The sequence below is a fragment of the Pseudomonas alkylphenolica genome, from assembly GCF_000746525.1.
GTDB classification, from domain to species: Bacteria; Pseudomonadota; Gammaproteobacteria; order Pseudomonadales; family Pseudomonadaceae; genus Aquipseudomonas; species Aquipseudomonas alkylphenolica.
On sequence record NZ_CP009048.1, the window covers coordinates 4,737,070 to 4,757,152 of the forward strand.

The following is a 20,083-nucleotide window of genomic DNA, read 5'->3' on the forward strand; positions in this document are numbered from 1 at the left end:
GCTGATGAGGTACACCAGAAGATGTTTAGTTTTATTGCCCGGCGCCTGGGATTACTGATCCCGACCTTTTTCGGCATCACCTTGCTGACGTTCGCACTCATACGGCTGATACCCGGTGACCCGGTGGAAGTCATGATGGGTGAGCGCCGGGTGGACCCCGAGATGCACGCCCAGGCCATGGAGCGCCTCGGCTTGAACAAGCCGCTGCCAGCGCAATACCTGGACTATATCGGCAAGCTCGCTCAGGGTGACCTTGGCGAATCGCTGCGTACCCGCGAAAGCGTCTGGACCGAGTTCCTCGCGCTGTTCCCGGCGACCCTGGAACTGGCCATCGCGGCGTTGTTTTTCGCCGGGGTGATCGGCCTGCTGGCCGGGGTAATTGCCGCCCTCAAGCGCGGATCATTGTTCGATCATGGCGTCATGGGCATTTCTCTGGCCGGCTATTCGATGCCGATCTTCTGGTGGGGCCTGATCCTGATCATGTTCTTCTCCGTAAGCCTGGGCTGGACCCCGGTTTCCGGGCGCATCGACCTGCTGTACGACATTGAGCCGAAAACCGGCTTCATGCTCATCGACACCCTGCTCAGCGATGAAGAAGGCGCCTTCAAGGACGCCCTGATGCACCTGATTCTGCCGGCCATCGTCCTCGGTACCATTCCACTGGCGGTGATCGCCCGGATGACCCGCTCGTCAATGCTCGAAGTGCTGCGCGAAGACTACATCCGCACCGCCCGGGCCAAAGGCCTGTCGCCTGCGCGGGTAGTGTTCGTGCATGGTCTGCGCAATGCCTTGATCCCGGTCCTCACCGTATTCGGCCTGCAGGTCGGCACCTTGCTGGCCGGCGCGGTGCTGACCGAAACCATCTTTTCCTGGCCGGGCATCGGCAAATGGCTGATCGAAGCCATCGGCGCCCGTGATTACCCCGTGGTACAGAACGGCATCCTGTTGATTGCCTGCCTGGTGATCCTGGTCAACTTCGTCGTGGATATCCTCTACGGCCTGGCCAACCCACGCATCCGTCATCAGCGCTGAGGGCCTAGTCATGAATACCCCACTTGCAAAATCTGTCACCACCCCGGCCACCGCTGTCGACCAGAGCCTGCTCTACCCCTCGCCCTACAAGGAGTTCTGGCAGGCTTTTTCGCGCAACAAAGGCGCGGTCGCCGGGCTGATGTTCATGAGCCTGATCGTGTTCTGCGCGCTGTTCGCGCCCTGGGTGGCGCCACACAACCCCAGCGAGCAATACCGTGACTTCCTGCTGACCCCACCGGTGTGGCTCGAAGGCGGTAACTGGCAGTTCATTCTCGGCACCGACGAACTGGGCCGCGACCTGCTCTCGCGCCTGATCCAGGGCTCGCGCCTGTCGTTGCTGATCGGCCTGTCGTCGGTGGTGATCTCGCTGATTCCGGGGATCTTCCTCGGCCTGCTGGCCGGGTTCTTCCCGCGTATCCTCGGCCCGTCGATCATGCGCCTGATGGACGTGATGCTGGCGCTGCCATCGTTGCTGCTGGCGGTGGCCATCGTCGCCATCCTCGGCCCAGGCCTGATCAACACAGTAATCGCCATTGCCATCGTGTCGCTGCCGTCCTATGTACGTCTGACCCGCGCTGCGGTGATGGGTGAACTGAACCGTGACTACGTCACTGCCGCACGCCTGGCCGGTGCCAGCCTGCCGCGGCTGATGTTCGTCACCGTGCTGCCCAACTGCATGGCGCCACTGATCGTCCAGGCGACCTTGAGTTTCTCCTCGGCGATTCTCGATGCCGCGGCCCTGGGCTTCCTTGGCCTGGGTGTGCAGCCGCCGACCCCGGAGTGGGGCACCATGCTGGCCTCGGCCCGCGACTACATCGAACGCGCCTGGTGGGTAGTGAGCCTGCCGGGTCTGACCATTTTGCTCAGCGTGCTGGCAATCAACCTGATGGGTGACGGACTGCGCGATGCGCTGGACCCGAAACTCAAGAATGCCGCCTGAGGAGATCGCCATGTCACTTCTAGAAATCAAGAATCTGAATGTGCGCTTCGGCGATGCCAGCGCGGTACCGGTGGTCGATGGCCTCGACCTGACGGTGAACGAAGGTGAAGTCCTGGCGATTGTCGGCGAGTCCGGTTCGGGCAAGTCGGTGACCATGATGGCACTGATGGGCCTGATCGACGCCCCCGGGCGGATCACTGCCGACGCCCTCACCTTCGACGGCACCAACATGCTCAAGCTCAGCGGCCGGCAACGGCGCAAGGTAGTCGGCAAGGATATGGCGATGGTCTTCCAGGACCCGATGACCGCCCTCAATCCTAGCTACACCGTGGGCTTCCAGATCGAGGAAGTCCTGCGCCAACACCTCGGCCTGCGTGGCAAGGCAGCCCGCCAACGTGCCCTGGAGCTGCTCAAGAAAGTCGAGATTCCAGCAGCCGAAAGCCGCCTGGACGCTTACCCTCACCAACTCTCGGGCGGCATGAGCCAGCGCGTGGCCATCGCCATGGCCATCGCCGGTGAACCCAAGCTGCTGATCGCCGACGAACCGACCACCGCCCTGGACGTGACCATTCAGGCGCAGATCATGGAGCTGCTGCTCAATCTGCAGAAAGAGCAGAACATGGCGCTGATCCTGATTACCCACGACCTGGCCGTGGTCGCCGAGACCGCCAAACGGGTCTGTGTGATGTATGCCGGGCAAGCCGTGGAAGTCGGTCAGGTGCCGGAACTGTTCGATGTACCGGCGCACCCGTACAGCGAAGCACTGCTGGCGGCGATTCCCGAACACAGCGAAGGCGCCGAGCGCCTAGCGACCCTGCCCGGTATCGTTCCCGGCCGCTACGACCGTCCTGAAGGCTGCCTGCTGTCGCCGCGTTGCCCATATGTTCAGGAAAACTGCCGTCGCCAGCGTCCAACCCTCGATCCCCAGGCCCATAGCCAGGTCCGTTGTTTCTACCCGTTGAACCAGGAGGTGGCGTAATGACCGTCGTCCTTACCGCCCGTGAACTGACCCGTCACTACGAAGTTTCCCGTGGCCTGTTCAAGGGCCATGCCCTGGTCCGTGCACTCAACGGCGTGTCCTTTGAACTTGAGGCCGGTAAAACCCTGGCCGTGGTCGGCGAATCGGGTTGTGGCAAATCGACCCTGGCGCGGGCCCTGACCCTGATCGAAGAGCCCTCTTCCGGCTCGCTGAAAATTGCCGGCCAGGAAGTCGCCGGGGCCAACAAAGCCGAGCGCAAGCAACTGCGCAAAGACGTGCAGATGGTGTTCCAGAGCCCCTACGCCTCGCTCAACCCACGGCAGAAGATCGGTGACCAGCTGGCCGAGCCGCTGCTGATCAACACCAACCTGTCGAAGAGCGAACGGCGGGAAAAAGTTCAGGCCATGATGCAACAGGTCGGCCTGCGTCCGGAGCATTACCAGCGTTATCCACACATGTTTTCCGGTGGTCAGCGCCAGCGTATCGCCCTGGCCCGGGCGATGATGCTGCAACCGAAAGTGCTGGTAGCCGATGAACCGACCTCGGCCCTCGACGTGTCGATCCAGGCCCAGGTGCTGAACCTGTTCATGGACCTGCAAAAGGAATTCAACACCGCCTACGTGTTTATCTCGCACAACCTGGCAGTGGTGCGTCATGTCGCCGATCAGGTGCTGGTGATGTACCTGGGTCGCCCGGCGGAAATGGGGCCCAAGGAAGACATCTACAACAAGCCGCTGCACCCCTATACCCAGGCGCTGCTGTCGGCCACCCCGACCATTCACCCGGACCCGCTCAAGCCGAAGATCAAGATCGCCGGCGAGCTGCCCAACCCGTTGAACCCACCACCGGGTTGCGCATTCCACAAGCGCTGCCCGTATGCCACCGAGCGCTGCGCTTCGGAGGAGCCGGCGTTCCGGCAGGTGGGGACGCGGCAGGTGGCGTGTCACTACGCCGAGCAGTTCCTCTAAGTCCATCGCGGGTCAAGCCCGCTCCCACAGAGTCGACACTGTGGGAGCGGGCTTGACCCGCGATTAGCCCCTCCATCACTATCCTGCTATGACCTCAAACCCTCTCCTCGACGGCCCGGAACAAACCCCGGAAACCGCCGCCACCGTTCTTCGCTACCACCTGTGCTGGAAGCATCGCGACCTGGACGGAGTGATGGCCTTGTTCCATCCGGATATCCAGTACAACGATTTCTTCCTGAACCGCGTGATGCACTTCGCCGAGCTGCGCGAATACGTGCGCGTGAGCATGCCTCGCGAGGCCGATGAAGACATCGTCCACAGCGACCGCATCCGCGTCGATGGCTGCACCGCCTTCATCCAGTACCAGGTCACCCTGCGCGGTGGTGAAGGACTGGTGGCGTTCCAGTCCAGCGAAGCGATCACCGTGCGCGACGGGCTGATCTGGCGGGTCAATGAATATGCCTCGCTGGTTCGCGAAGCCAAGCCGCAATCCGGCCAGGGTGATGTGCGCCCGACCATGAGCCGCCTGGGCCTGTCACCCCGGCAGTTGAGCTCCATGGCTCAGGATCTGGAACAGTACTTCCAGCGCCAGCAACCTTACCTCGACCCGGAGCTGGACCTGCAACGGGTAGCGCGCGAGAGCGGCTACAGCCGCAACCAAATCTCCTACCTGCTCAACCAGGTACTCGGCCAGAGCTTCTACCGCTACGTCAACCAGGCGCGCCTGCAGCACCTGCTCAATGGCCTGGAACACGCGCCGGGCAACGCCAAGATCGACGACCTGGCGTTCGCCGCCGGTTTCAATTCGCTGTCGGCCTTTTACAAGTGTTTCCGCCAGCACACCGGGCTCTCACCCAAGGCCTGGGTCAAGCAGAATTCTCTGCGTGCACGCAGCTAAGACAACGCCCCCCGCCAGCTTCTAGGATCGCCCACAGACCGTAACGGATGTGGAGCCGAAGACAATGCAGGCATGGCGCAAGATCAGCCTTTGGATGGACCAGCTGGATGAGACGCTGAGCGCGCGTGCGGCCCTGCAGCAGGACCTGGACGTGGACGTTTGCATCATCGGCGCCGGCTATACCGGGCTGTGGACCGCCTACTACCTGAAACTACACGCCCCGCAGTTGAACATCGCCATCATTGAGGCCAACATCGCCGGCTTCGGCGCCTCCGGCCGCAACGGTGGCTGGCTGATGGGCAATATGCTGGGCGAGGATCGTCTGCTCGCGGCCAGCTCGCCAGAGCAACGCCGTGCCTCCTACGACCTGCTGCATGGCATTCCCGATGAAGTGCAGCGCGTACTCGAGCGCGAAGACATCGACTGCGACTATCGCAAAGGCGGCGTGCTGTATTGCGCGGCACGTTATCCAGAACAGAAAGCGACCCTTCGCGCCTACCTCGACAAGCTGTACAAGCAAGGCCTGAACGAAGACGACTACCGCTGGCTGAGCCCTGAGCAACTGTCCAGCCAGTTGCGCGTCAGCAAAGCCTATGGGGCGATCTTCAACCCCAATGTGGCAACCATTCAACCGGCCAAACTGGTGCGCAGCCTGGCCCGTACAGTAGAGCGCATGGGCGTGCGCCTGTACGAGAACAGCCCGGTGCTCGACTGGCGTGCAGGCGAAGTCCGTACCGCGCAGGCACGGGTCAAGTGTCAGTGGGTGGTGCCAGCCGTCGAAGGCTACTCGGTCAACCTGCCGCCGCTGGGCCATTACCAGATGCCAGTGCAGAGCCTGCTGGTAGCCACCGAGCCACTGCCGGAGCACGTCTGGCAAAAGATCGGTCTGAACCGTGGCCAGGCTTTCAGCGAAAACAGCCGCCAGGTCACCTACGGCCAGCGCAGCGCCGACAATCGCCTGGTATTCGGCGCCCGTGGCGGCTACCGCTTTGCCGGGCGCCTGCGGGAGAACTTCGACCTCACCAACAGCGAAATAGAGCTGCGTCGCTACCTGTTCGGCGAGCTGTTTCCGCAGCTCAAAGACGTCGCCATCACCCATGCCTGGGGCGGTAACCTGGGCATGGCCCGGCGTTTCCAGCCGCACATGCTCTGCGACCGCAAGCAAGGCATCGCCCTGGCCGGTGGCTACGGTGGCGAAGGGGTCGGGGCCAGCAACCTGGGCGGCCGCACCCTGGCCGACCTGATCCTTGAACGCCGTAGCGAGCTGACCGAGCAACCCTGGGTTCACCCCGGCAGCACGCTATCCAGCCTCAAAGGCTGGGAGCCGGAGCCGTGCCGCTGGCTGGGCTACAACGCCATCATCAAGAGTTTCGTCCATGAAGACCAGACCCTCGCCGACCCGTCCAGCGCCCCTTGGCGCCGACGCCTGGCCAGTGGCGTAGCGGACTTCATGGAAGGTTTCATGCACTGATTTTTCGTTCCCCCTGAACAGGATTCACCGGTATGAGCATTACCCAGTTCAAGAACACCGACACTGTCGCGTTGCAAGAATCCAATCCGGTCGCCGTACCGCTCGGCGAGCCGGTGGCGATTGCCTCGGTGACCGCTGTCGAGCGCAGCGACGGCGTCGAAACCGGCATCTGGGAGTGCACCCCGGGGCGCTGGCGGCGGCAGATTGTCCAGCAGGAGTTCTGCCATTTCATCAAGGGCCGCTGCACCTTCACTCCCGACGGCGGCGAGCCGCTGACCATCGAAGCGGGCGACGCCATCATGCTGCCAGCCAACAGCACCGGTATCTGGGATATCCAGGAGACCGTGCGCAAAACCTATGTACTGATTTTCTGATCGTTTGATCGCCTGCCTCCTTCGATAAAAACAGACAAAGCAAGGAATCCAGACATGCGCGCATTGCTCATCGCCCCCCTGTTGCTGGCTACCGCTGTGGCCCAGGCCGACTCGGTGAAAATCTACAACTGGTCCAGCTACATCGCTCCCGATACGCTGAAGAACTTCCAGCAAGCCAGCGGTATCGTGACGACCTACGATGTGTTCGACAGCAACGAAACCCTCGACGGCAAGCTGATGACCGGTAACTCCGGCTATGACGTGGTATTCCCGTCCAACCACTTCATGGCCCGGCAGATCCAGGGCAAGGCGCTGAAAAAACTCGACAAGAGCCAGCTGCCGAACTGGCAGAACCTCAATCCGGTGCTGCTCAAGGCGCTGGAGGTCAACGACCCGGGCAACCAGTACGGCTTCCCTTATCTGTGGGGTAGTACCGGGATCGGCTACAACATCGACAAGGTCAAAGCGGTGCTGGGCGACGATGCCCCGGTGGATTCCTGGGACCTGATCTTCAAGCCCGAATACATCAGCAAGCTCAAGAGTTGCGGCGTGGCAGTGCTGGACAACGGCCCGGAACTGCTGCCGATCGCCCTCAACTACCTGGGCCTGCCGCACCACAGCCAGGACCCTAAGGACTACGACAAAGCCAAGGAACTGCTGATGAAGGTGCGCCCGTATATCAGCTACTTCCACTCGTCGAAATACACCGGTGACCTGGCCAATGGCGATGTCTGCGTAGTGGTGGGTTTCTCGGGCGACGTGCTGCAGGCCAAGAACCGTGCAGAAGAAGCGAACAACAACGTCAAGGTCGGCTATTCGATTCCTAAAGAAGGCGCGCCGATGTGGTTCGACATGGTTGCCATGCCGGCCGATGCACCGGACGAGAAAGCCGGTTACGCCTACATGAATTACCTGCTGCAACCAGACGTGATGGCCAACATCAGCGACCATGTGCAGTACGCCAACGGCAACCTCAAGGCTGACACCCTGGTGGACCCGGCGCTGAAGGCCAACACCATGATCTACCCGAGCGACGAGATGCTCGGCAAACTGTATGCACTGGAGGCGATGCCGGCCAAGATCGACCGCATTCGTACGCGGATCTGGACCAGCATTAAAGCGGGGAATTGAGACAATCGCGGGGCAAGCCCGCTCCCACAGACGGTGGGAGCGGGCTTGCCCCGCGATGTTTTTAGTGGTGCTCGCGAGTAGCGCGGAACTTCACATCCGGCCAGCGCTCTTCCATCAGCGCCAGGTTGACCCGGGTCGGGGCCAGGTAGGTCAGGTGACCACCGCCGTCGATGGCCAGGTTTTCCACAGCCTTGTTCTTGAATTCCTCAAGCTTCTTCTTGTCGTCACAGCTGATCCAGCGCGCGGACCAGACGGTGATCGGCTCGTAGGCGCATTCGACCTTGTATTCTTCCTTCAGGCGGCTGGCGACCACATCGAACTGCAGCACACCGACGGCGCCGAGGATGATGTCGTTGCTACGCTCGGGGAAGAACACCTGGGTCGCGCCCTCTTCGGCCAGCTGCTGCAAGCCCTGACGCAGCTGCTTGGACTTGAGCGGGTCTTTCAGGCGTACGCGGCGGAACAGTTCCGGAGCGAAGTGCGGAATACCGGTGAAGCCCAGCGCCTCGCCTTCGGTGAAGGTATCACCGATCTGGATGGTGCCATGGTTGTGCAGACCGATGATGTCACCGGCCCAGGCCTCTTCCAGTTGCTCACGCTCGGAGGAGAAGAAGGTCAGCGCGTCGCCGATCCGCAAGTCCTTGCCGGTACGCACGTGACGCATTTTCATGCCCTTCTCGTACTTGCCCGAGCAGATGCGCATGAAGGCAATACGGTCGCGGTGCTTGGGGTCCATGTTCGCCTGGATCTTGAACACGAAACCGCTGAATTTCTCTTCCACCGGCTCGACGCTGCGCTCGTTGGCGACGCGCGGCAACGGACGTGGCGCCCAGTCGACGACGGCATCGAGCACATGGTCAACCCCGAAGTTGCCCAGTGCGGTACCGAAGAACACCGGGGTCAGCTCGCCGCGCATGAACTCGTCCTGGTCGAATTCGTGGCAGGCGCCCTGCACCAGTTCCAGTTGTTCGAGGAAGCGCTCGTACTCGTCACCCAGGTGCGCCCGGGCTTCGTCGGAGTCGAGTTTCTCGATGATCTTCACCTCGGTACGCTCATGGCCGTGGCCCGGGGTGTAAACGATGATGTAGTCGCCAGCCAGGTGGTACACGCCTTTGAAGTCGCGGTAGCAACCAATCGGCCAGGTGATCGGCGCGGCCTTGATCTTCAGTACCGCCTCGATTTCGTCGAGCAGCTCGATCGGGTCGCGAATATCGCGGTCGAGTTTGTTGATGAAGCTGACGATCGGCGTATCACGCAGACGGCAGACGTCCATCAGGGCGATGGTCCGTGGCTCGACGCCTTTACCGCCATCAAGCACCATCAGCGCCGAGTCGACCGCGGTCAGGGTGCGGTAGGTATCTTCGGAGAAGTCTTCGTGACCCGGGGTGTCGAGCAGGTTGATCATGTGCTCGCGATACGGGAACTGCATCACCGAGGTAGTGATGGAGATACCACGCTGCTTCTCCATTTCCATCCAGTCGGAGGTGGCATGGCGGTCGGATTTACGCGACTTCACCGTACCGGCAACGGCGATCGCCTTGCCCATCAGCAAAAGCTTCTCGGTGATGGTGGTCTTACCGGCGTCGGGGTGGGAAATAATGGCGAAAGTGCGGCGCTTCGCGACTTCGGCGGCCTGGTTGGTCATGGGAAATCGCCTGACTGGGGGATTGAAAAAGGGGCGATATCATACCTGAAGTCAGGCAGGGACCAAAATCTGATCCCCCGCCGGTCGCGCGCAATGTCGAGCACGCTATTTATGTCCTCCCGAGCCGTCAGCGAAACCTTCAAGGGTGACAGGCCCGCGACCCGGCATATGTGCAACCAGTTCAAGTGTTCCGCCCATTGCTTCCACGTAGGTGCGCAGGGTCGAAATCAGCATGTCGCTGCGCCTCTCGACCTTGGAAATATTCGCCTGACGGATGTCCAGACGCTCGGCCATGCCTTCCTGGGTAAGCTCCAGCTGTTTGCGCAATGCCTGCAAGGTCATTTCTTCGCGAATCAGCTCACGCCCGCGTTGCTCGATGCGTGCCCGGCGTTCGGGCGAAAGACTGTTGATGACTTCATCAAGTGTTTTGGACATGTTCCTCACCTCCTGACAAATACCTTTCAAAACGCTCATCGGCATGCCGGATCAGATTCCGGTAAAACCGTTGCTGGCTCACTCCAGCCTTGTCGCCTGCCACGAGAATAATGGCGCATCGCTTGGGATCAAATGCAAAAGCCACTCGCCAGACACCATTTTGAGCGTCAAACCGCAGCTCCTTCATGTTGTGATATCGAGATCCTTTCAACGTATCCACGCGCGGCCGCCCAAGTGCTGGTCCGCGGCTCTCCAGCACCCTCAGCTGGCTGAGTAACTCATCCTGGATCTGTTCAGTCAAATCCTCGAAGTCCGAAACAAACTCAGTACAAAACCTGATTGACCATGGCAATAAAATACCCTCAGAGGAATATTCCCTCAAGCGACTATCATGAATTTTTCAGCTGCAATGTTTAACTTCATGACGGATGGCCTGATAGCAGGTAGTTCAATGACTACAGGGAGGAAATGTCCGGTTTTCTCGCGTGAAATCTCATACCCCCCAGGGATTAACGCTGGCCAAATGCTTCTTCAGATGGGAACCTTTACGGCTGTGGAGGCGTCCACTCCCCTGATATGCAATCGGTCATGACCGTTCGTCAGGGGTTGTTTCACCGGCACTACGAGCCTGACGAGGCTTCGCTTATGGCGTGTTCCGCTCCGCTTCGGACAGCACGCTGCTTATCGCGATCACACTGCCTGCTACCTGGAATGGTGGCCGCCACGGGAGTGTGTTCGCCGACAACAAAAGGAGTCCGCCTGTGGCTATACGCTATGGCAAGGGGCTGATGGGATGTGCCTTCGCGCTCGTCATCCTGGCCCTGCTGATCCACTGGATCGGCATCGATACGATCGCGCACTACCGCGCCGATCTGTGGTTCTACCTGCAAGCGCACCTGATGCTGGTGCTGCTGTCGATGGTGGCGGCGTTAGCCGTGGGCATACCCGCTGGGATTGCCTTGAGTCGACCACACCGGGTCGACCGCGCCGAACGTTTCATGCAGCTTTTCAATATTGGCAACACCATCCCCCCCTTGGCCGTTCTGGCCATTGCCCTGAGTTTCCTCGGCATTGGCGCCGGTCCCGCGATCTTCGCTCTGTTCCTCGCCTCCCTCCTGCCCATCGTGCGCAACACCTACGAGGGCCTGAAAAACGTTCCCGCCTCGCTCAAGGAAGCCGCCACCGGTATCGGCATGACAGCCCGTCAACGGCTGTGGCAGGTCGAGCTACCCAATGCGGTGCCGATCATCATCGGCGGTGTACGGGTGGCCCTGGCGATCAACGTCGGCACCGCACCGCTGTCGTTCCTGATCGGCGCCAACAGTCTCGGCAGCCTGATTTTTCCCGGCATCGCCCTGAACAATCAGCCGCAACTGCTGCTCGGCGCTGCCTGCACCGCTTTGCTCGCCCTCTTGCTCGACGCCCTGGTGGCGCAAGGCAGCCGGCGCTGGCTTGAACGCGGCCTGGCCCACTAAGCGAAGGAACTCCAATGAAAAGAATCGCCTTGTTACTGGGCGCGGCCCTGCTGTTCTCGGGATTTGCCCAGGCCGCGACAAAACCTGTGATCCGCCTCGGCGCACGGGTCTTCACCGAACAGACCGTGCTGGCGGAAATCACCGCCCGTTACCTCAACCAGAACGGCTTCGATGTGCGTATCACCGGCGGACTGGGCAGCAATCTGGCCCGCAGCGCCCATGAAACCGGCCAGCTGGACATGGTCTGGGAATACACCGGGGTGTCGCTGGTGTCCTATAACCACATCGACGAGCGCATGCCCAGCGCCGCAGCCACTTATGCCAAGGTCAAGGAACTGGATGCCAGGAAAAGTCTGATCTGGCTGGCGCCGTCGAAATTCAGCAACACCTACGCCCTGGCTCTGCCGCGCAAGATTGCCGAGCAGTATCCGCAGGTAAACACCATCAGCCAGCTGAACCAGGTATTGCGCGAGGAGAAGGAGCGCACGCATGTGATCGCCCTGGACACCGAGTTCGCCAATCGTCCCGACGGACTGGTCGGCCTCACCGAAACCTACGACCTGCAACTGACCCGCCGTAACATCCGCCAGATGGACGCCGGCCTGGTCTACACCGCGCTGCGCAACGGCCAGGTATTCAGTGGCCTGGTCTACACCACCGACGGACGCCTGAGCGCCTTTGACCTGAAGCTGCTCGAAGACGACAAACACTACTTCCCCGACTACACCGCCGCCCCGGTGGTGCGTAAGGAAATCCTCGACGCCCACCCGCAACTGGCCACCCTGCTCAAGCCGCTGGCCGAGCAACTGGATGACCAGACCCTGCGCGAACTCAACGCCAAAGTCGACGTCGAGCACCAGAGTCCGGGCAAGGTCGCCGCCGAGTACCTGCGCCAGCATCCACCTGCACAGGAGCAGCCATGACCATGCTCGATACCTTCGCTCACCTGGACTGGGCCCAGGTCCTGCACCTGACCTGGCAGCACATCACCCTGGTCGGCATCGCCGTCAGCCTGGCGATTGTGTTCGGCGTACCGCTGGGCATCCTCATGACCCGCTTCCCTGCCCTCGCCGGCCCCTTGCAGGCGTGCGCCACGGTGCTGCTGACCATCCCTTCGATCGCCCTGTTCGGCCTGCTGTTGCCGTTCTACTCCAAGTTCGGCCAGGGCCTGGGACCATTGCCGGCGATCACTGCGGTGTTCCTTTATTCATTGCTGCCGATCCTGCGCAACACCTACCTGGCACTGACCAACGTCGAGCCAGGAATTCGTGAAGCCGCACGCGGTATCGGTATGACCTTCGGCCAGCGCCTGCGCATGGTCGAACTGCCCATCGCCGTACCGGTGATTCTCGCCGGCGTACGTACCGCCGTGGTGATGAACATTGGCGTCATGACCATCGCCGCGACCATCGGCGCCGGCGGCCTGGGCGTACTGATCCTGACCTCCATCAGCCGTAGCGACATGTCGATGCTGCTGGTCGGTGCCTTGCTGGTGAGCCTGCTGGCCATCTTCGCTGACCTGCTGCTGCAAACCCTGCAACGTGCCCTGACTCCAGAAGGACTGCGCAAATGATCGAACTCCAGAACCTGAGCAAGACCTTTCACGCCAACGGTAAAGACGTCAAAGCCGTCGATGCTGTCAGCCTGACCGTCAATGAAGGCGAGATCTGCGTGTTCCTCGGCCCGTCCGGTTGCGGCAAAAGCACCACGCTGAAAATGATCAACCGCCTGATCACGCCAACCTCCGGCAAGGTGCTGATCAATGGCGAAGACACCACGGGACTGGACGAAGTCACCCTGCGCCGGCGCATCGGCTATGTGATCCAGCAGATCGGTCTGTTCCCCAACATGACCATCGAGGAAAACATTACCGTGGTCCCGCGCCTGCTCGGCTGGGACAAGCAAAAGTGCCATGAGCGTGCCCGCGAACTGATGAGCATGATCAAGCTCGAACCCAAGCAGTACCTGCAGCGCTACCCGCGCGAATTGTCCGGGGGCCAGCAACAGCGCATCGGGGTGATCCGCGCCCTGGCCGCCGAAGCTCCCTTGCTGCTGATGGACGAACCGTTCGGCGCGGTCGACCCGATCAACCGCGAGATGATCCAGAACGAGTTTTTCGAGATGCAGCGGGCGCTGAACAAGACCGTGATCATGGTCAGCCACGACATCGACGAGGCGATCAAACTGGGTGACAAGATCGCCATTTTCCGTGCCGGTAAGCTGATCCAGATCGACCATCCCGATACGCTCTTGGCGCACCCGGTCGATGATTTTGTCAACAACTTCGTCGGTCAGGACAGCACGCTCAAACGCCTGCTGCTGGTGCGCGCCGAAGACGCCGCCGACAACGCACCGTCAGTCAGCCCGCAAACGCCGGTCAGCGATGCGCTGGAACTGATGGACGAGCATGACCGGCGCTACGTAGTGGTCACCGATGCGCAGAACAAGGCCATGGGCTATGTGCGTCGGCGCGACCTGCATCGCCAGCACGGTAGCTGCGCCGACTTCCTGCGCACTTTCAATGCCACCGCGTCCCATGACGAGCACCTGCGCATCCTGTTGTCGCGGATGTACGAGTTCAATCGTTCGTGGTTGCCGGTGCTGGATGCCGAGCAGGTGTTCTTGGGAGAGGTGACTCAGGAATCGATTGCCGCCTACCTGAGTTCGGGGCGTTCGCGAGGGGGCAAGACCTGTATCGTGTCGCCAGCTGAAGCCTTGGCCTGACCGCTGGGAGCAACTGTCTAGGGGTGGGAGCGGGCTTGCCCCGCGATGCGTTCTGTCAGGCACATCGCATCGCGGGGCAAGCCCGCTCCCACCGAGGGATCAGAACCCTACACTGGCCTGCACATAGAAGGTACGCGGCTCACCCAGGTAGATCCCCGAGTTGTTGTCGCTGGAACGGGTGTAGTACTGCTTGTCGAAGATGTTCTTAACCCCTGCTGCCAACTTCAGGTTCGATAGCTCCTGGCCGAAGTCGTAGCCACCGCGCGCCGCCCAGGTGACGTAGCCAGGAATGTCGCCAAACTGACCGTCGGCACTCGGCTCGGTGATGTAGTCACCATTGAAACTACCATCTTTATTCATACCCGTGCCCGGTGCGCGTTGCTTCGATTGGGCAAAGGCATCCAGGTTCCAGGTCCAGCGATTGATCTGGTAACGCAGCCCGGCGTTAACCACTTGCCGCGAGTAGAACGGCAGGTCTCGGCCTTTGAAACCGGGAATTTCCCCTTCATAGGTGGCGCGGGTGTAGGTGAATGCGGCATTGGCGCTCAAGCCCTGTAGACGTGGATCAAGACCCGACAGGTCATAGTGCATCGAGGCCTCGATACCCTGGTGCTTGGTCGCACCAAGATTGGTCCAGCCAATATCGTTGCTGATGTATTGCAGTTCGTCATCGAAGTCGATGTAGAACGCAGTCAGCTCGCCGCCCCAGGTACCATTGTTGTATCGGGTACCCACTTCATAGGTCTTGGCTTTTTCCGGTTCCAGGCCATTGGCGGTCTGGTCACCGATACCACCCTGTCCGAGCTGGAAGTACTGCAGGCTGCCGAACGAGGTTTCGTAGTTGGCGAACAGTTTCCATTCATCGGACAGGTGGTACATCACGCTCAACGCTGGCAACGGCTCGTTGCTGGTCACGCTGCGGTTTTTCTCCTGCACCGGCTTGCCGTTGGCACCGATCACCGGACGCTCATGCCAATCGGTATTGATGTGCTCGAAGCGAACGCCCGGGGTGATGGTCCAGTTGCCGACATCGATCTTGTCGTCAATGTAGTAGGCGCTGGCTTCGGTGCCACCGGTACGATCCTGGAACACATGCCCGTCAGAGCCTGGCGCCGGAGTCGGGACGTTGTCGACCAAGGCCAGGCGCGTCGATTGTTCGTGCATCGCTTCCTTGAGGTAGCGATAACCGACGCTGACTTCCTGGGTGGTCGGACCGGCGAAGAAGATTCGCGACACACGCGGTTCGATCGCAAAGGTGTGGTAGCTGCGCGGGTAAGAAGACAGGGTCTCCTGGTCGCGGGCGGCGATACTGCTGCCACGGAAGCTGTCGGTGTAGTAGGTCTGCACTTCGAACTGGGTAAGGTCGTCGATCTGGCGCAGGTACTTGAGCGAGACGTCTTTGCGGCGGCCGCTGAAGTTGTCGTGGTCACGATCGGACTGGTACGGATCGTCGTCGAATTGTGCCTGGGTCAGGCCGCCGGGCATATCGGCCTTGGCATCGTAATAGTGAAAGTTCAGCCACAACTCGTCGCTGTCAGTCACCGCCCAGTGGGTCTTCAACAGCACATCGTCGATGTCGTTACCGTTGTTGCTGCTGCGATAGCCATTACCGTTGACCCCGGAATACAGCAGCGCCGCGCCCAGGCCGTTGGCAGCGGTACCGCCGAGGAACGCCGACTCGATATGTTTCCAGCCGCCATGGCGAGAGGTTTCCATGGTGGTGGACAGCTCGCCGGTGGCCTTTTCCGGAATTGCCCGGGTCACGAAGTTGATGACTCCACCGACGTTCTGCGGACCATAACGTACCGAGCCGGCACCACGGACCACATCGATGCTGTCGAGATTGCCAGAGGAGATCGGTGCCATCGACAACTGCGGCTGACCATACGGGGCAAAGGCCGCCGGGATGCCATCGATCAGCACGGTGGAGCGCGGCGACAAGCGCGAGGTCAGACCGCGCACGCCAACGTTGAGGGCGATATCGCTGCCACCGGTACCGTTTGAATCCTGCACCTGCACACCCGGAATGCCACGCAGTACATCGCGCACGTTCATCGCGCCCTGCTCGACCATCGCCTCGCGGCGCACCACAGTACGGGCACCAGGATGGTTCTGGACCACGGTTTCTTCGGCGTTGCCAAGCCAGTCACCGACGACTTTGACGTCGGTCGGTGCCAGTTCGAGGCTACCGCTGGTCAGGGTACCTGCACTCTGCGCAGGCTTGAGCACCACGGTGCCCTGGGAAATCTCGTAAGTCAGCCCGCTGCCTTGCAGCAGTGTCTGCAGAGCCTGCTCCGGCGCCAGGGTGCCGGACACTGCCGGGGCTTGCTTGCCGGCCACCAGCTCGGGGCTGAAGAACAGCTGCAGCGAAGTCTGCTGCCCCAGTTGGCTCAAGGCCGAAGCCAGCGACTGGGCCGGGATCTGGATGCTGGTCGCCACCTGGTCGGCATAGCTGCTGGCGATACCGCCACTGACTGCCAGGGCCAGCGCCAGTGGCAGCAAACGGGTGCGCAGGCGTGGGGCAGAACGCGGGGAAAACTTGTTGTTGTTCACGTCTTCTAGAAATCCTGAGAGGCCGGATAAGATGTCATCTGCATGCAAATGGAAATGCTTGGCAGTTGCAGTTGGCCAGGAAGACGAACAACTGAAAAAAAACCTGAATTTATTTTGAAATTATTTCGCTGGAACCATCGGCATGGGTCTTGATGGCCACCGGCAGGATGCTCGGCAGAGCCCGCAACAAGGCGTCGGTATCGTCACTGCTGAAGGTGCTGCTCAGGCGCAACGCCGCCACCTCGCCCGCGGCTACGCGCAAGGGTTGGCCACGATAGCGCGAGACTTCCTCGACCACTTCGCTCAGCGGCGCATCATTGAACACCAGCTTGCCCTTGCGCCAGGCGGTCAGCGCCGCAGCGTCCACCGCATAAGGTGTGGCGACCTGACCCTGGGCATCGATCTGCGAACCAAGACCGGCAGTGAGTAGCGCCTGGCTGGCGCCACTGCCCTGGACCCTCACCGAGCCTTGCTCTACGGCCACCCGGGTGCGGGCTGGATCCAGGCGCACGTCGAAACGAGTGCCAGTGACCGTGACCGTGCCATTGGCGGTGCTCACGACAAAAGGCCGTGTCGTGTCATGGGCGACACTGAACATGGCTTCCCCGGCGCTCAATTCGATTCGCCGTTGCCCGGCGCTGAAATCGACTTTCAGTTGCGTACGGCCATTGAGCTCCAGCTGTGAGCCGTCCGGCAGCTCGAGTTGGCGGCGTTCGCCCAAGGCCGTCTGCAACTGGTCCTGATAGTTGAGCTGATGCTGTTGCCAGCCGAACCAGCCAAGCCCCACGGCCGCGACTGCGACACCCGCGGCCAGCGCCTGCTGAATGAAGCGCCGACGCGGCAACGGGCGCACCGGATCGGCCAGGCACAACGCCTCGAGACGCGCACGCGGCAAAACATCTGCGGCGCCCCAGAGCTGACCGAGCAGATCGTACTCATGTTGATGCTGTGGGTGCTGCGCCAGCCAGCTGTCGAATTGCGCCTGTTGGTCTGCGCCCAACGCCCCGTCACGGGTCCGGGCAAACCACTGGGCTGCCTGCTCGCGCACGGCTTCGGTGCCACACAGGCACGCGTCATGATTCATGAAAACATTCGCCTGACTCATCTCGTCGACACATCCAGGTGCTCACGCAGATGCCGGAGCGTGCGGATCATATACTTTTCGACCATGTTCTTGGTCAAGCCCATGCGTTCGGCGATTTCCGCCTGGGTCAGTCCTTCGAGCTTCTGCCAGATGAATACCCGGCGACAATTGAGCGGCAATTGCGCCAGGGCGCGCTCGACGCTGTCAGCCAGCTCGACGGCATGCATGTAGGCCTCCGGGTCGCCACTGGCATCGCTGGCGGGATCGAATATGTCTTGCTCGACGGCCTGGCGGCGATCTTCGCGGCGGTAACCATCCACCGCAATATTGCGCGCGGTCTGGTGCAGATAAGCGCGGGGTTGCTCGACTCCGGCCTGGTTATTTTCCAGCACCCGGACAAACGCATCATGTGCCAGATCCTCGGCCTGCTGGCGATTGCGCAATTTGCGCGTCCAGGTGCCGATCAGCTCTTGGTAGTGGTCGAGAAAGCCTTTGTGTCGCGACACGATGCGGGGGTCTTCGCCAAGCGATGAGGAATGACGCGAATAGTAATGTTTCTTATTAAGCGCAGCAATCGAAGATGATTGCAGGCGACGAAGCGTGATCGGGATAAAAAATGTACTGCTGCCAACGCGCAGGATGGCCGCCGAGCACGAAAAAAAAATTGAACGCCATCGCCCTGTGTCCCTGAAATGCGTGCGTGATTTCTGGCGGCCAACTGAGGTCTTTTTTGCCACTTTCGTCGCTAAATTCGCCGATCACACAGCGTGAAAGCAAACTTACCGAATAGCTGAAAGATCTGCGGGCTTTTCGGTATTTTTAACGCTTTTGTCATCAAATTGAACATCTACTGTTTACCTGGGTCGGTTAAAAAGTGGCTGTGCAAGATGGGGCGACAGACGTGTGCAAAATCGCGACATTTTTTGTTGATCTTGAGCCCCTCAGGTCCTAAAGTTCGCGCCGAACGTCCATGCTGGAAACGATCCATCCGGCTCAAGTACTGACGACGAGACAGCAAGGTCACCCGTAGCTCGCTTTATCACGCACGGTGACCTTTTTGCTTTCGGCGACATGCCTTGGGAAGTAGGCGAACCAAAGTGGGGATACGGAGGGCGTTCAGTTGCAGCCACTTTTTTATTCAGTTTGCCCATGGAGTCCCTAAGCATGTCGATTCAGGTCGAAGACTACTTCGCGCGCGATACCTTTCAAAAAATGAAGGCGTTCGCCGACAAGCAAGAAACCCCGTTCGTGCTCATCGACACCCAGATGATCAGCCAGGCCTACGACGACCTGCGTGCCGGTTTCGAATTCGCCAAGGTTTACTACGCGGTCAAGGCCAACCCGGCCGTGGAAATCATCGACCTGCTCAAGGAAAAAGGCTCGAGCTTCGACATCGCCTCGATCTACGAGCTGGACAAAGTGATGGGCCGCGGCGTCAGCGCCGATCGCATCAGCTATGGCAACACCATCAAAAAATCCAAGGACATCCGCTACTTCTACGAGAAGGGCGTGCGTCTGTATGCCACCGACTCCGAAGCCGACCTGCGCAATATCGCCAAGGCCGCGCCGGGTTCGAAGGTTTACGTGCGTATCCTCACCGAAGGCTCGACCACTGCCGACTGGCCGCTGTCGCGCAAGTTCGGCTGCCAGACCGACATGGCCATGGACCTGCTGATCCTCGCCCGCGACCTGGGCCTGGTGCCTTACGGTGTGTCTTTCCACGTAGGTTCGCAGCAGCGTGACATCAGCGTCTGGGACGCGGCGATCGCCAAGGTCAAAGTGATCTTCGAACGCCTGAAGGAAGAAGACGGCATCGAACTCAAGCTGATCAACATGGGTGGCGGCTTCCCGGCCAACTACATCACCCGTACCAACAGCCTGGAAACCTACGCCGAAGAAATCATCCGCTTCCTCAAGGAAGACTTCGGTGACGACCTGCCGGAAATCATCCTCGAACCAGGCCGTTCGCTGATCGCCAACGCCGGCATCCTGGTCAGCGAAGTGGTATTGGTGGCGCGCAAGTCGCGTACCGCAGTCGAGCGTTGGGTCTACACCGACGTCGGCAAATTCTCCGGCCTGATCGAAACCATGGACGAGTCGATCAAGTTCCCGATCTGGACCGAGAAGAAAGGCGAGATGGAAGAAGTCGTGATCGCCGGCCCGACCTGCGACAGCGCCGACATCATGTACGAACACTACAAGTACGGCCTGCCGCTGAACCTGGCCATCGGTGACCGCCTGTACTGGCTGTCGACCGGTGCGTATACCACCAGCTACAGCGCGGTGGAGTTCAATGGCTTTCCGCCCCTGAAAGCCTACTACCTGTAATGACGGTATCGGGCTGCTGAGCACACCATCACGGGGCCGCTGCTGA

19 protein-coding genes are annotated in these 20,083 nt (G+C 60.7%); 13 read left to right on the top strand and 6 right to left on the bottom strand.

Going from position 1 to position 20,083, the window contains the following annotated elements:
* The first annotated feature begins 21 nt into the window (after positions 1–21).
* From PSAKL28_RS21700 to PSAKL28_RS21735, 8 genes are all read left to right on the top strand, one after another.
* A complete protein-coding gene (locus tag PSAKL28_RS21700; protein WP_038614460.1) occupies positions 22–1,032 on the top strand; it encodes an ABC transporter permease subunit in 1,011 nt (336 codons plus the stop codon).
* A 10-nt stretch (positions 1,033–1,042) separates the two neighbouring features.
* Complete coding sequence (locus PSAKL28_RS21705) at positions 1,043–1,972, top strand: ABC transporter permease subunit (protein WP_038614462.1); 930 nt, start codon at positions 1,043–1,045, stop codon at positions 1,970–1,972.
* Positions 1,973–1,982: 10 nt separating this feature from the next.
* Positions 1,983–2,951 carry an ABC transporter ATP-binding protein gene (locus tag PSAKL28_RS21710; RefSeq protein WP_038614465.1) on the top strand — a complete coding sequence of 323 codons (969 nt, stop codon included), beginning with the start codon at positions 1,983–1,985 and terminating at the stop codon, positions 2,949–2,951.
* A complete protein-coding gene (locus tag PSAKL28_RS21715; protein WP_038614467.1) occupies positions 2,951–3,919 on the top strand; it encodes a peptide ABC transporter ATP-binding protein in 969 nt (322 codons plus the stop codon). Before PSAKL28_RS21710 ends, PSAKL28_RS21715 begins: the two co-directional genes overlap by 1 nt.
* Before the next feature lie 88 nt (positions 3,920–4,007).
* Positions 4,008–4,817, top strand: a complete 810-nt coding sequence (locus PSAKL28_RS21720; RefSeq protein WP_038614469.1) for a helix-turn-helix domain-containing protein — start codon at positions 4,008–4,010, stop codon at positions 4,815–4,817.
* A gap of 64 nt (positions 4,818–4,881) precedes the next feature.
* On the top strand, positions 4,882–6,288 hold the full coding sequence (locus PSAKL28_RS21725; protein WP_038614471.1) for an NAD(P)/FAD-dependent oxidoreductase: 1,407 nt from the start codon (positions 4,882–4,884) through the stop codon (positions 6,286–6,288).
* A gap of 32 nt (positions 6,289–6,320) precedes the next feature.
* Positions 6,321–6,662 carry a cupin domain-containing protein gene (locus tag PSAKL28_RS21730; protein ID WP_038614473.1) on the top strand — a complete coding sequence of 114 codons (342 nt, stop codon included), beginning with the start codon at positions 6,321–6,323 and terminating at the stop codon, positions 6,660–6,662.
* Between the two features lie 54 nt (positions 6,663–6,716).
* The gene (locus PSAKL28_RS21735) at positions 6,717–7,793 is read left to right on the top strand and encodes a polyamine ABC transporter substrate-binding protein (RefSeq protein WP_038614475.1); all 1,077 of its coding nucleotides are present in this window, start codon (positions 6,717–6,719) and stop codon (positions 7,791–7,793) included.
* A 61-nt stretch (positions 7,794–7,854) separates the two neighbouring features.
* On the opposite strand, the gene PSAKL28_RS21740 is transcribed toward PSAKL28_RS21735, so the two are convergent.
* From PSAKL28_RS21740 to PSAKL28_RS21750, 3 genes are all read right to left on the bottom strand, one after another.
* Entirely contained in the window at positions 7,855–9,438 is a 1,584-nt protein-coding gene (locus PSAKL28_RS21740) for a peptide chain release factor 3 (RefSeq protein WP_038614477.1), read from the bottom strand.
* 105 nt (positions 9,439–9,543) lie between these two features.
* On the bottom strand, positions 9,544–9,873 hold the full coding sequence (locus PSAKL28_RS21745; RefSeq protein ID WP_038614479.1) for an XRE family transcriptional regulator: 330 nt from the start codon (positions 9,871–9,873) through the stop codon (positions 9,544–9,546).
* Positions 9,857–10,174 carry a type II toxin-antitoxin system RelE/ParE family toxin gene (locus PSAKL28_RS21750; protein ID WP_257011825.1) on the bottom strand — a complete coding sequence of 106 codons (318 nt, stop codon included), beginning with the start codon at positions 10,172–10,174 and terminating at the stop codon, positions 9,857–9,859. Before PSAKL28_RS21750 ends, PSAKL28_RS21745 begins: the two co-directional genes overlap by 17 nt.
* A 487-nt stretch (positions 10,175–10,661) precedes the next feature.
* On the opposite strand from PSAKL28_RS21750, the gene PSAKL28_RS21755 reads away from it, so the two are divergent.
* The 4 genes from PSAKL28_RS21755 to PSAKL28_RS21770 are packed head-to-tail and all read left to right on the top strand — an operon-like array spanning position 10,662 to position 14,072.
* Positions 10,662–11,348 carry an ABC transporter permease gene (locus tag PSAKL28_RS21755; RefSeq protein WP_167335153.1) on the top strand — a complete coding sequence of 229 codons (687 nt, stop codon included), beginning with the start codon at positions 10,662–10,664 and terminating at the stop codon, positions 11,346–11,348.
* 14 nt (positions 11,349–11,362) lie between these two features.
* Positions 11,363–12,271 (top strand): glycine betaine ABC transporter substrate-binding protein, encoded by a 909-nt coding sequence (locus tag PSAKL28_RS21760; protein ID WP_038614484.1) that lies wholly within the window; start codon positions 11,363–11,365, stop codon positions 12,269–12,271.
* Positions 12,268–12,921, top strand: a complete 654-nt coding sequence (locus PSAKL28_RS21765; protein WP_038614486.1) for an ABC transporter permease — start codon at positions 12,268–12,270, stop codon at positions 12,919–12,921. The genes PSAKL28_RS21760 and PSAKL28_RS21765 overlap by 4 nt, the downstream gene beginning before the upstream one ends.
* Positions 12,918–14,072 carry an osmoprotectant ABC transporter ATP-binding protein OsmV gene (locus PSAKL28_RS21770; RefSeq protein ID WP_038614488.1) on the top strand — a complete coding sequence of 385 codons (1,155 nt, stop codon included), beginning with the start codon at positions 12,918–12,920 and terminating at the stop codon, positions 14,070–14,072. The genes PSAKL28_RS21765 and PSAKL28_RS21770 overlap by 4 nt, the downstream gene beginning before the upstream one ends.
* Positions 14,073–14,171: 99 nt before the next feature.
* On the opposite strand, the gene PSAKL28_RS21775 is transcribed toward PSAKL28_RS21770, so the two are convergent.
* The 3 genes from PSAKL28_RS21775 to PSAKL28_RS21785 form a co-directional block, all read right to left on the bottom strand.
* Positions 14,172–16,625, bottom strand: coding sequence for a TonB-dependent siderophore receptor (locus tag PSAKL28_RS21775; RefSeq protein ID WP_038614489.1), 2,454 nt, complete (start codon positions 16,623–16,625; stop codon positions 14,172–14,174).
* A 109-nt stretch (positions 16,626–16,734) separates the two neighbouring features.
* On the bottom strand, positions 16,735–17,709 hold the full coding sequence (locus PSAKL28_RS21780) for a FecR family protein (protein WP_038616927.1): 975 nt from the start codon (positions 17,707–17,709) through the stop codon (positions 16,735–16,737).
* A gap of 17 nt (positions 17,710–17,726) precedes the next feature.
* Positions 17,727–18,215, bottom strand: a complete 489-nt coding sequence (locus tag PSAKL28_RS21785; protein ID WP_038614490.1) for an RNA polymerase sigma factor — start codon at positions 18,213–18,215, stop codon at positions 17,727–17,729.
* Between the two features lie 658 nt (positions 18,216–18,873).
* Between PSAKL28_RS21785 and PSAKL28_RS21790 the strand changes: the two genes are divergently transcribed.
* Complete coding sequence (locus PSAKL28_RS21790; RefSeq protein WP_036993923.1) at positions 18,874–20,037, top strand: type III PLP-dependent enzyme; 1,164 nt, start codon at positions 18,874–18,876, stop codon at positions 20,035–20,037.
* Positions 20,038–20,083 lie beyond the last annotated feature (46 nt).

Excerpts from the sequence above, each read along its gene's own strand:
- PSAKL28_RS21770 (WP_038614488.1), top strand. The coding sequence starts at position 12,918 with ATGATCGAACTCCAGAACCTGAGCAAGACCTTTCACGCCAACGGTAAA.
- PSAKL28_RS21745 (WP_038614479.1), bottom strand. The coding sequence starts at position 9,873 with ATGTCCAAAACACTTGATGAAGTCATCAACAGTCTTTCGCCCGAACGC.
- PSAKL28_RS21755 (WP_167335153.1), top strand. The coding sequence starts at position 10,662 with ATGGGATGTGCCTTCGCGCTCGTCATCCTGGCCCTGCTGATCCACTGG.
- PSAKL28_RS21780 (WP_038616927.1), bottom strand. The coding sequence starts at position 17,709 with ATGAATCATGACGCGTGCCTGTGTGGCACCGAAGCCGTGCGCGAGCAG.
- PSAKL28_RS21710 (WP_038614465.1), top strand. The coding sequence starts at position 1,983 with ATGTCACTTCTAGAAATCAAGAATCTGAATGTGCGCTTCGGCGATGCC.
- PSAKL28_RS21725 (WP_038614471.1), top strand. The coding sequence starts at position 4,882 with ATGCAGGCATGGCGCAAGATCAGCCTTTGGATGGACCAGCTGGATGAG.
- PSAKL28_RS21735 (WP_038614475.1), top strand. The coding sequence starts at position 6,717 with ATGCGCGCATTGCTCATCGCCCCCCTGTTGCTGGCTACCGCTGTGGCC.
- PSAKL28_RS21730 (WP_038614473.1), top strand. The coding sequence starts at position 6,321 with ATGAGCATTACCCAGTTCAAGAACACCGACACTGTCGCGTTGCAAGAA.
- PSAKL28_RS21720 (WP_038614469.1), top strand. The coding sequence starts at position 4,008 with ATGACCTCAAACCCTCTCCTCGACGGCCCGGAACAAACCCCGGAAACC.
- PSAKL28_RS21715 (WP_038614467.1), top strand. The coding sequence starts at position 2,951 with ATGACCGTCGTCCTTACCGCCCGTGAACTGACCCGTCACTACGAAGTT.
- PSAKL28_RS21740 (WP_038614477.1), bottom strand. The coding sequence starts at position 9,438 with ATGACCAACCAGGCCGCCGAAGTCGCGAAGCGCCGCACTTTCGCCATT.
- PSAKL28_RS21790 (WP_036993923.1), top strand. The coding sequence starts at position 18,874 with ATGTCGATTCAGGTCGAAGACTACTTCGCGCGCGATACCTTTCAAAAA.
- PSAKL28_RS21705 (WP_038614462.1), top strand. The coding sequence starts at position 1,043 with ATGAATACCCCACTTGCAAAATCTGTCACCACCCCGGCCACCGCTGTC.
- PSAKL28_RS21700 (WP_038614460.1), top strand. The coding sequence starts at position 22 with ATGTTTAGTTTTATTGCCCGGCGCCTGGGATTACTGATCCCGACCTTT.
- PSAKL28_RS21765 (WP_038614486.1), top strand. The coding sequence starts at position 12,268 with ATGACCATGCTCGATACCTTCGCTCACCTGGACTGGGCCCAGGTCCTG.
- PSAKL28_RS21760 (WP_038614484.1), top strand. The coding sequence starts at position 11,363 with ATGAAAAGAATCGCCTTGTTACTGGGCGCGGCCCTGCTGTTCTCGGGA.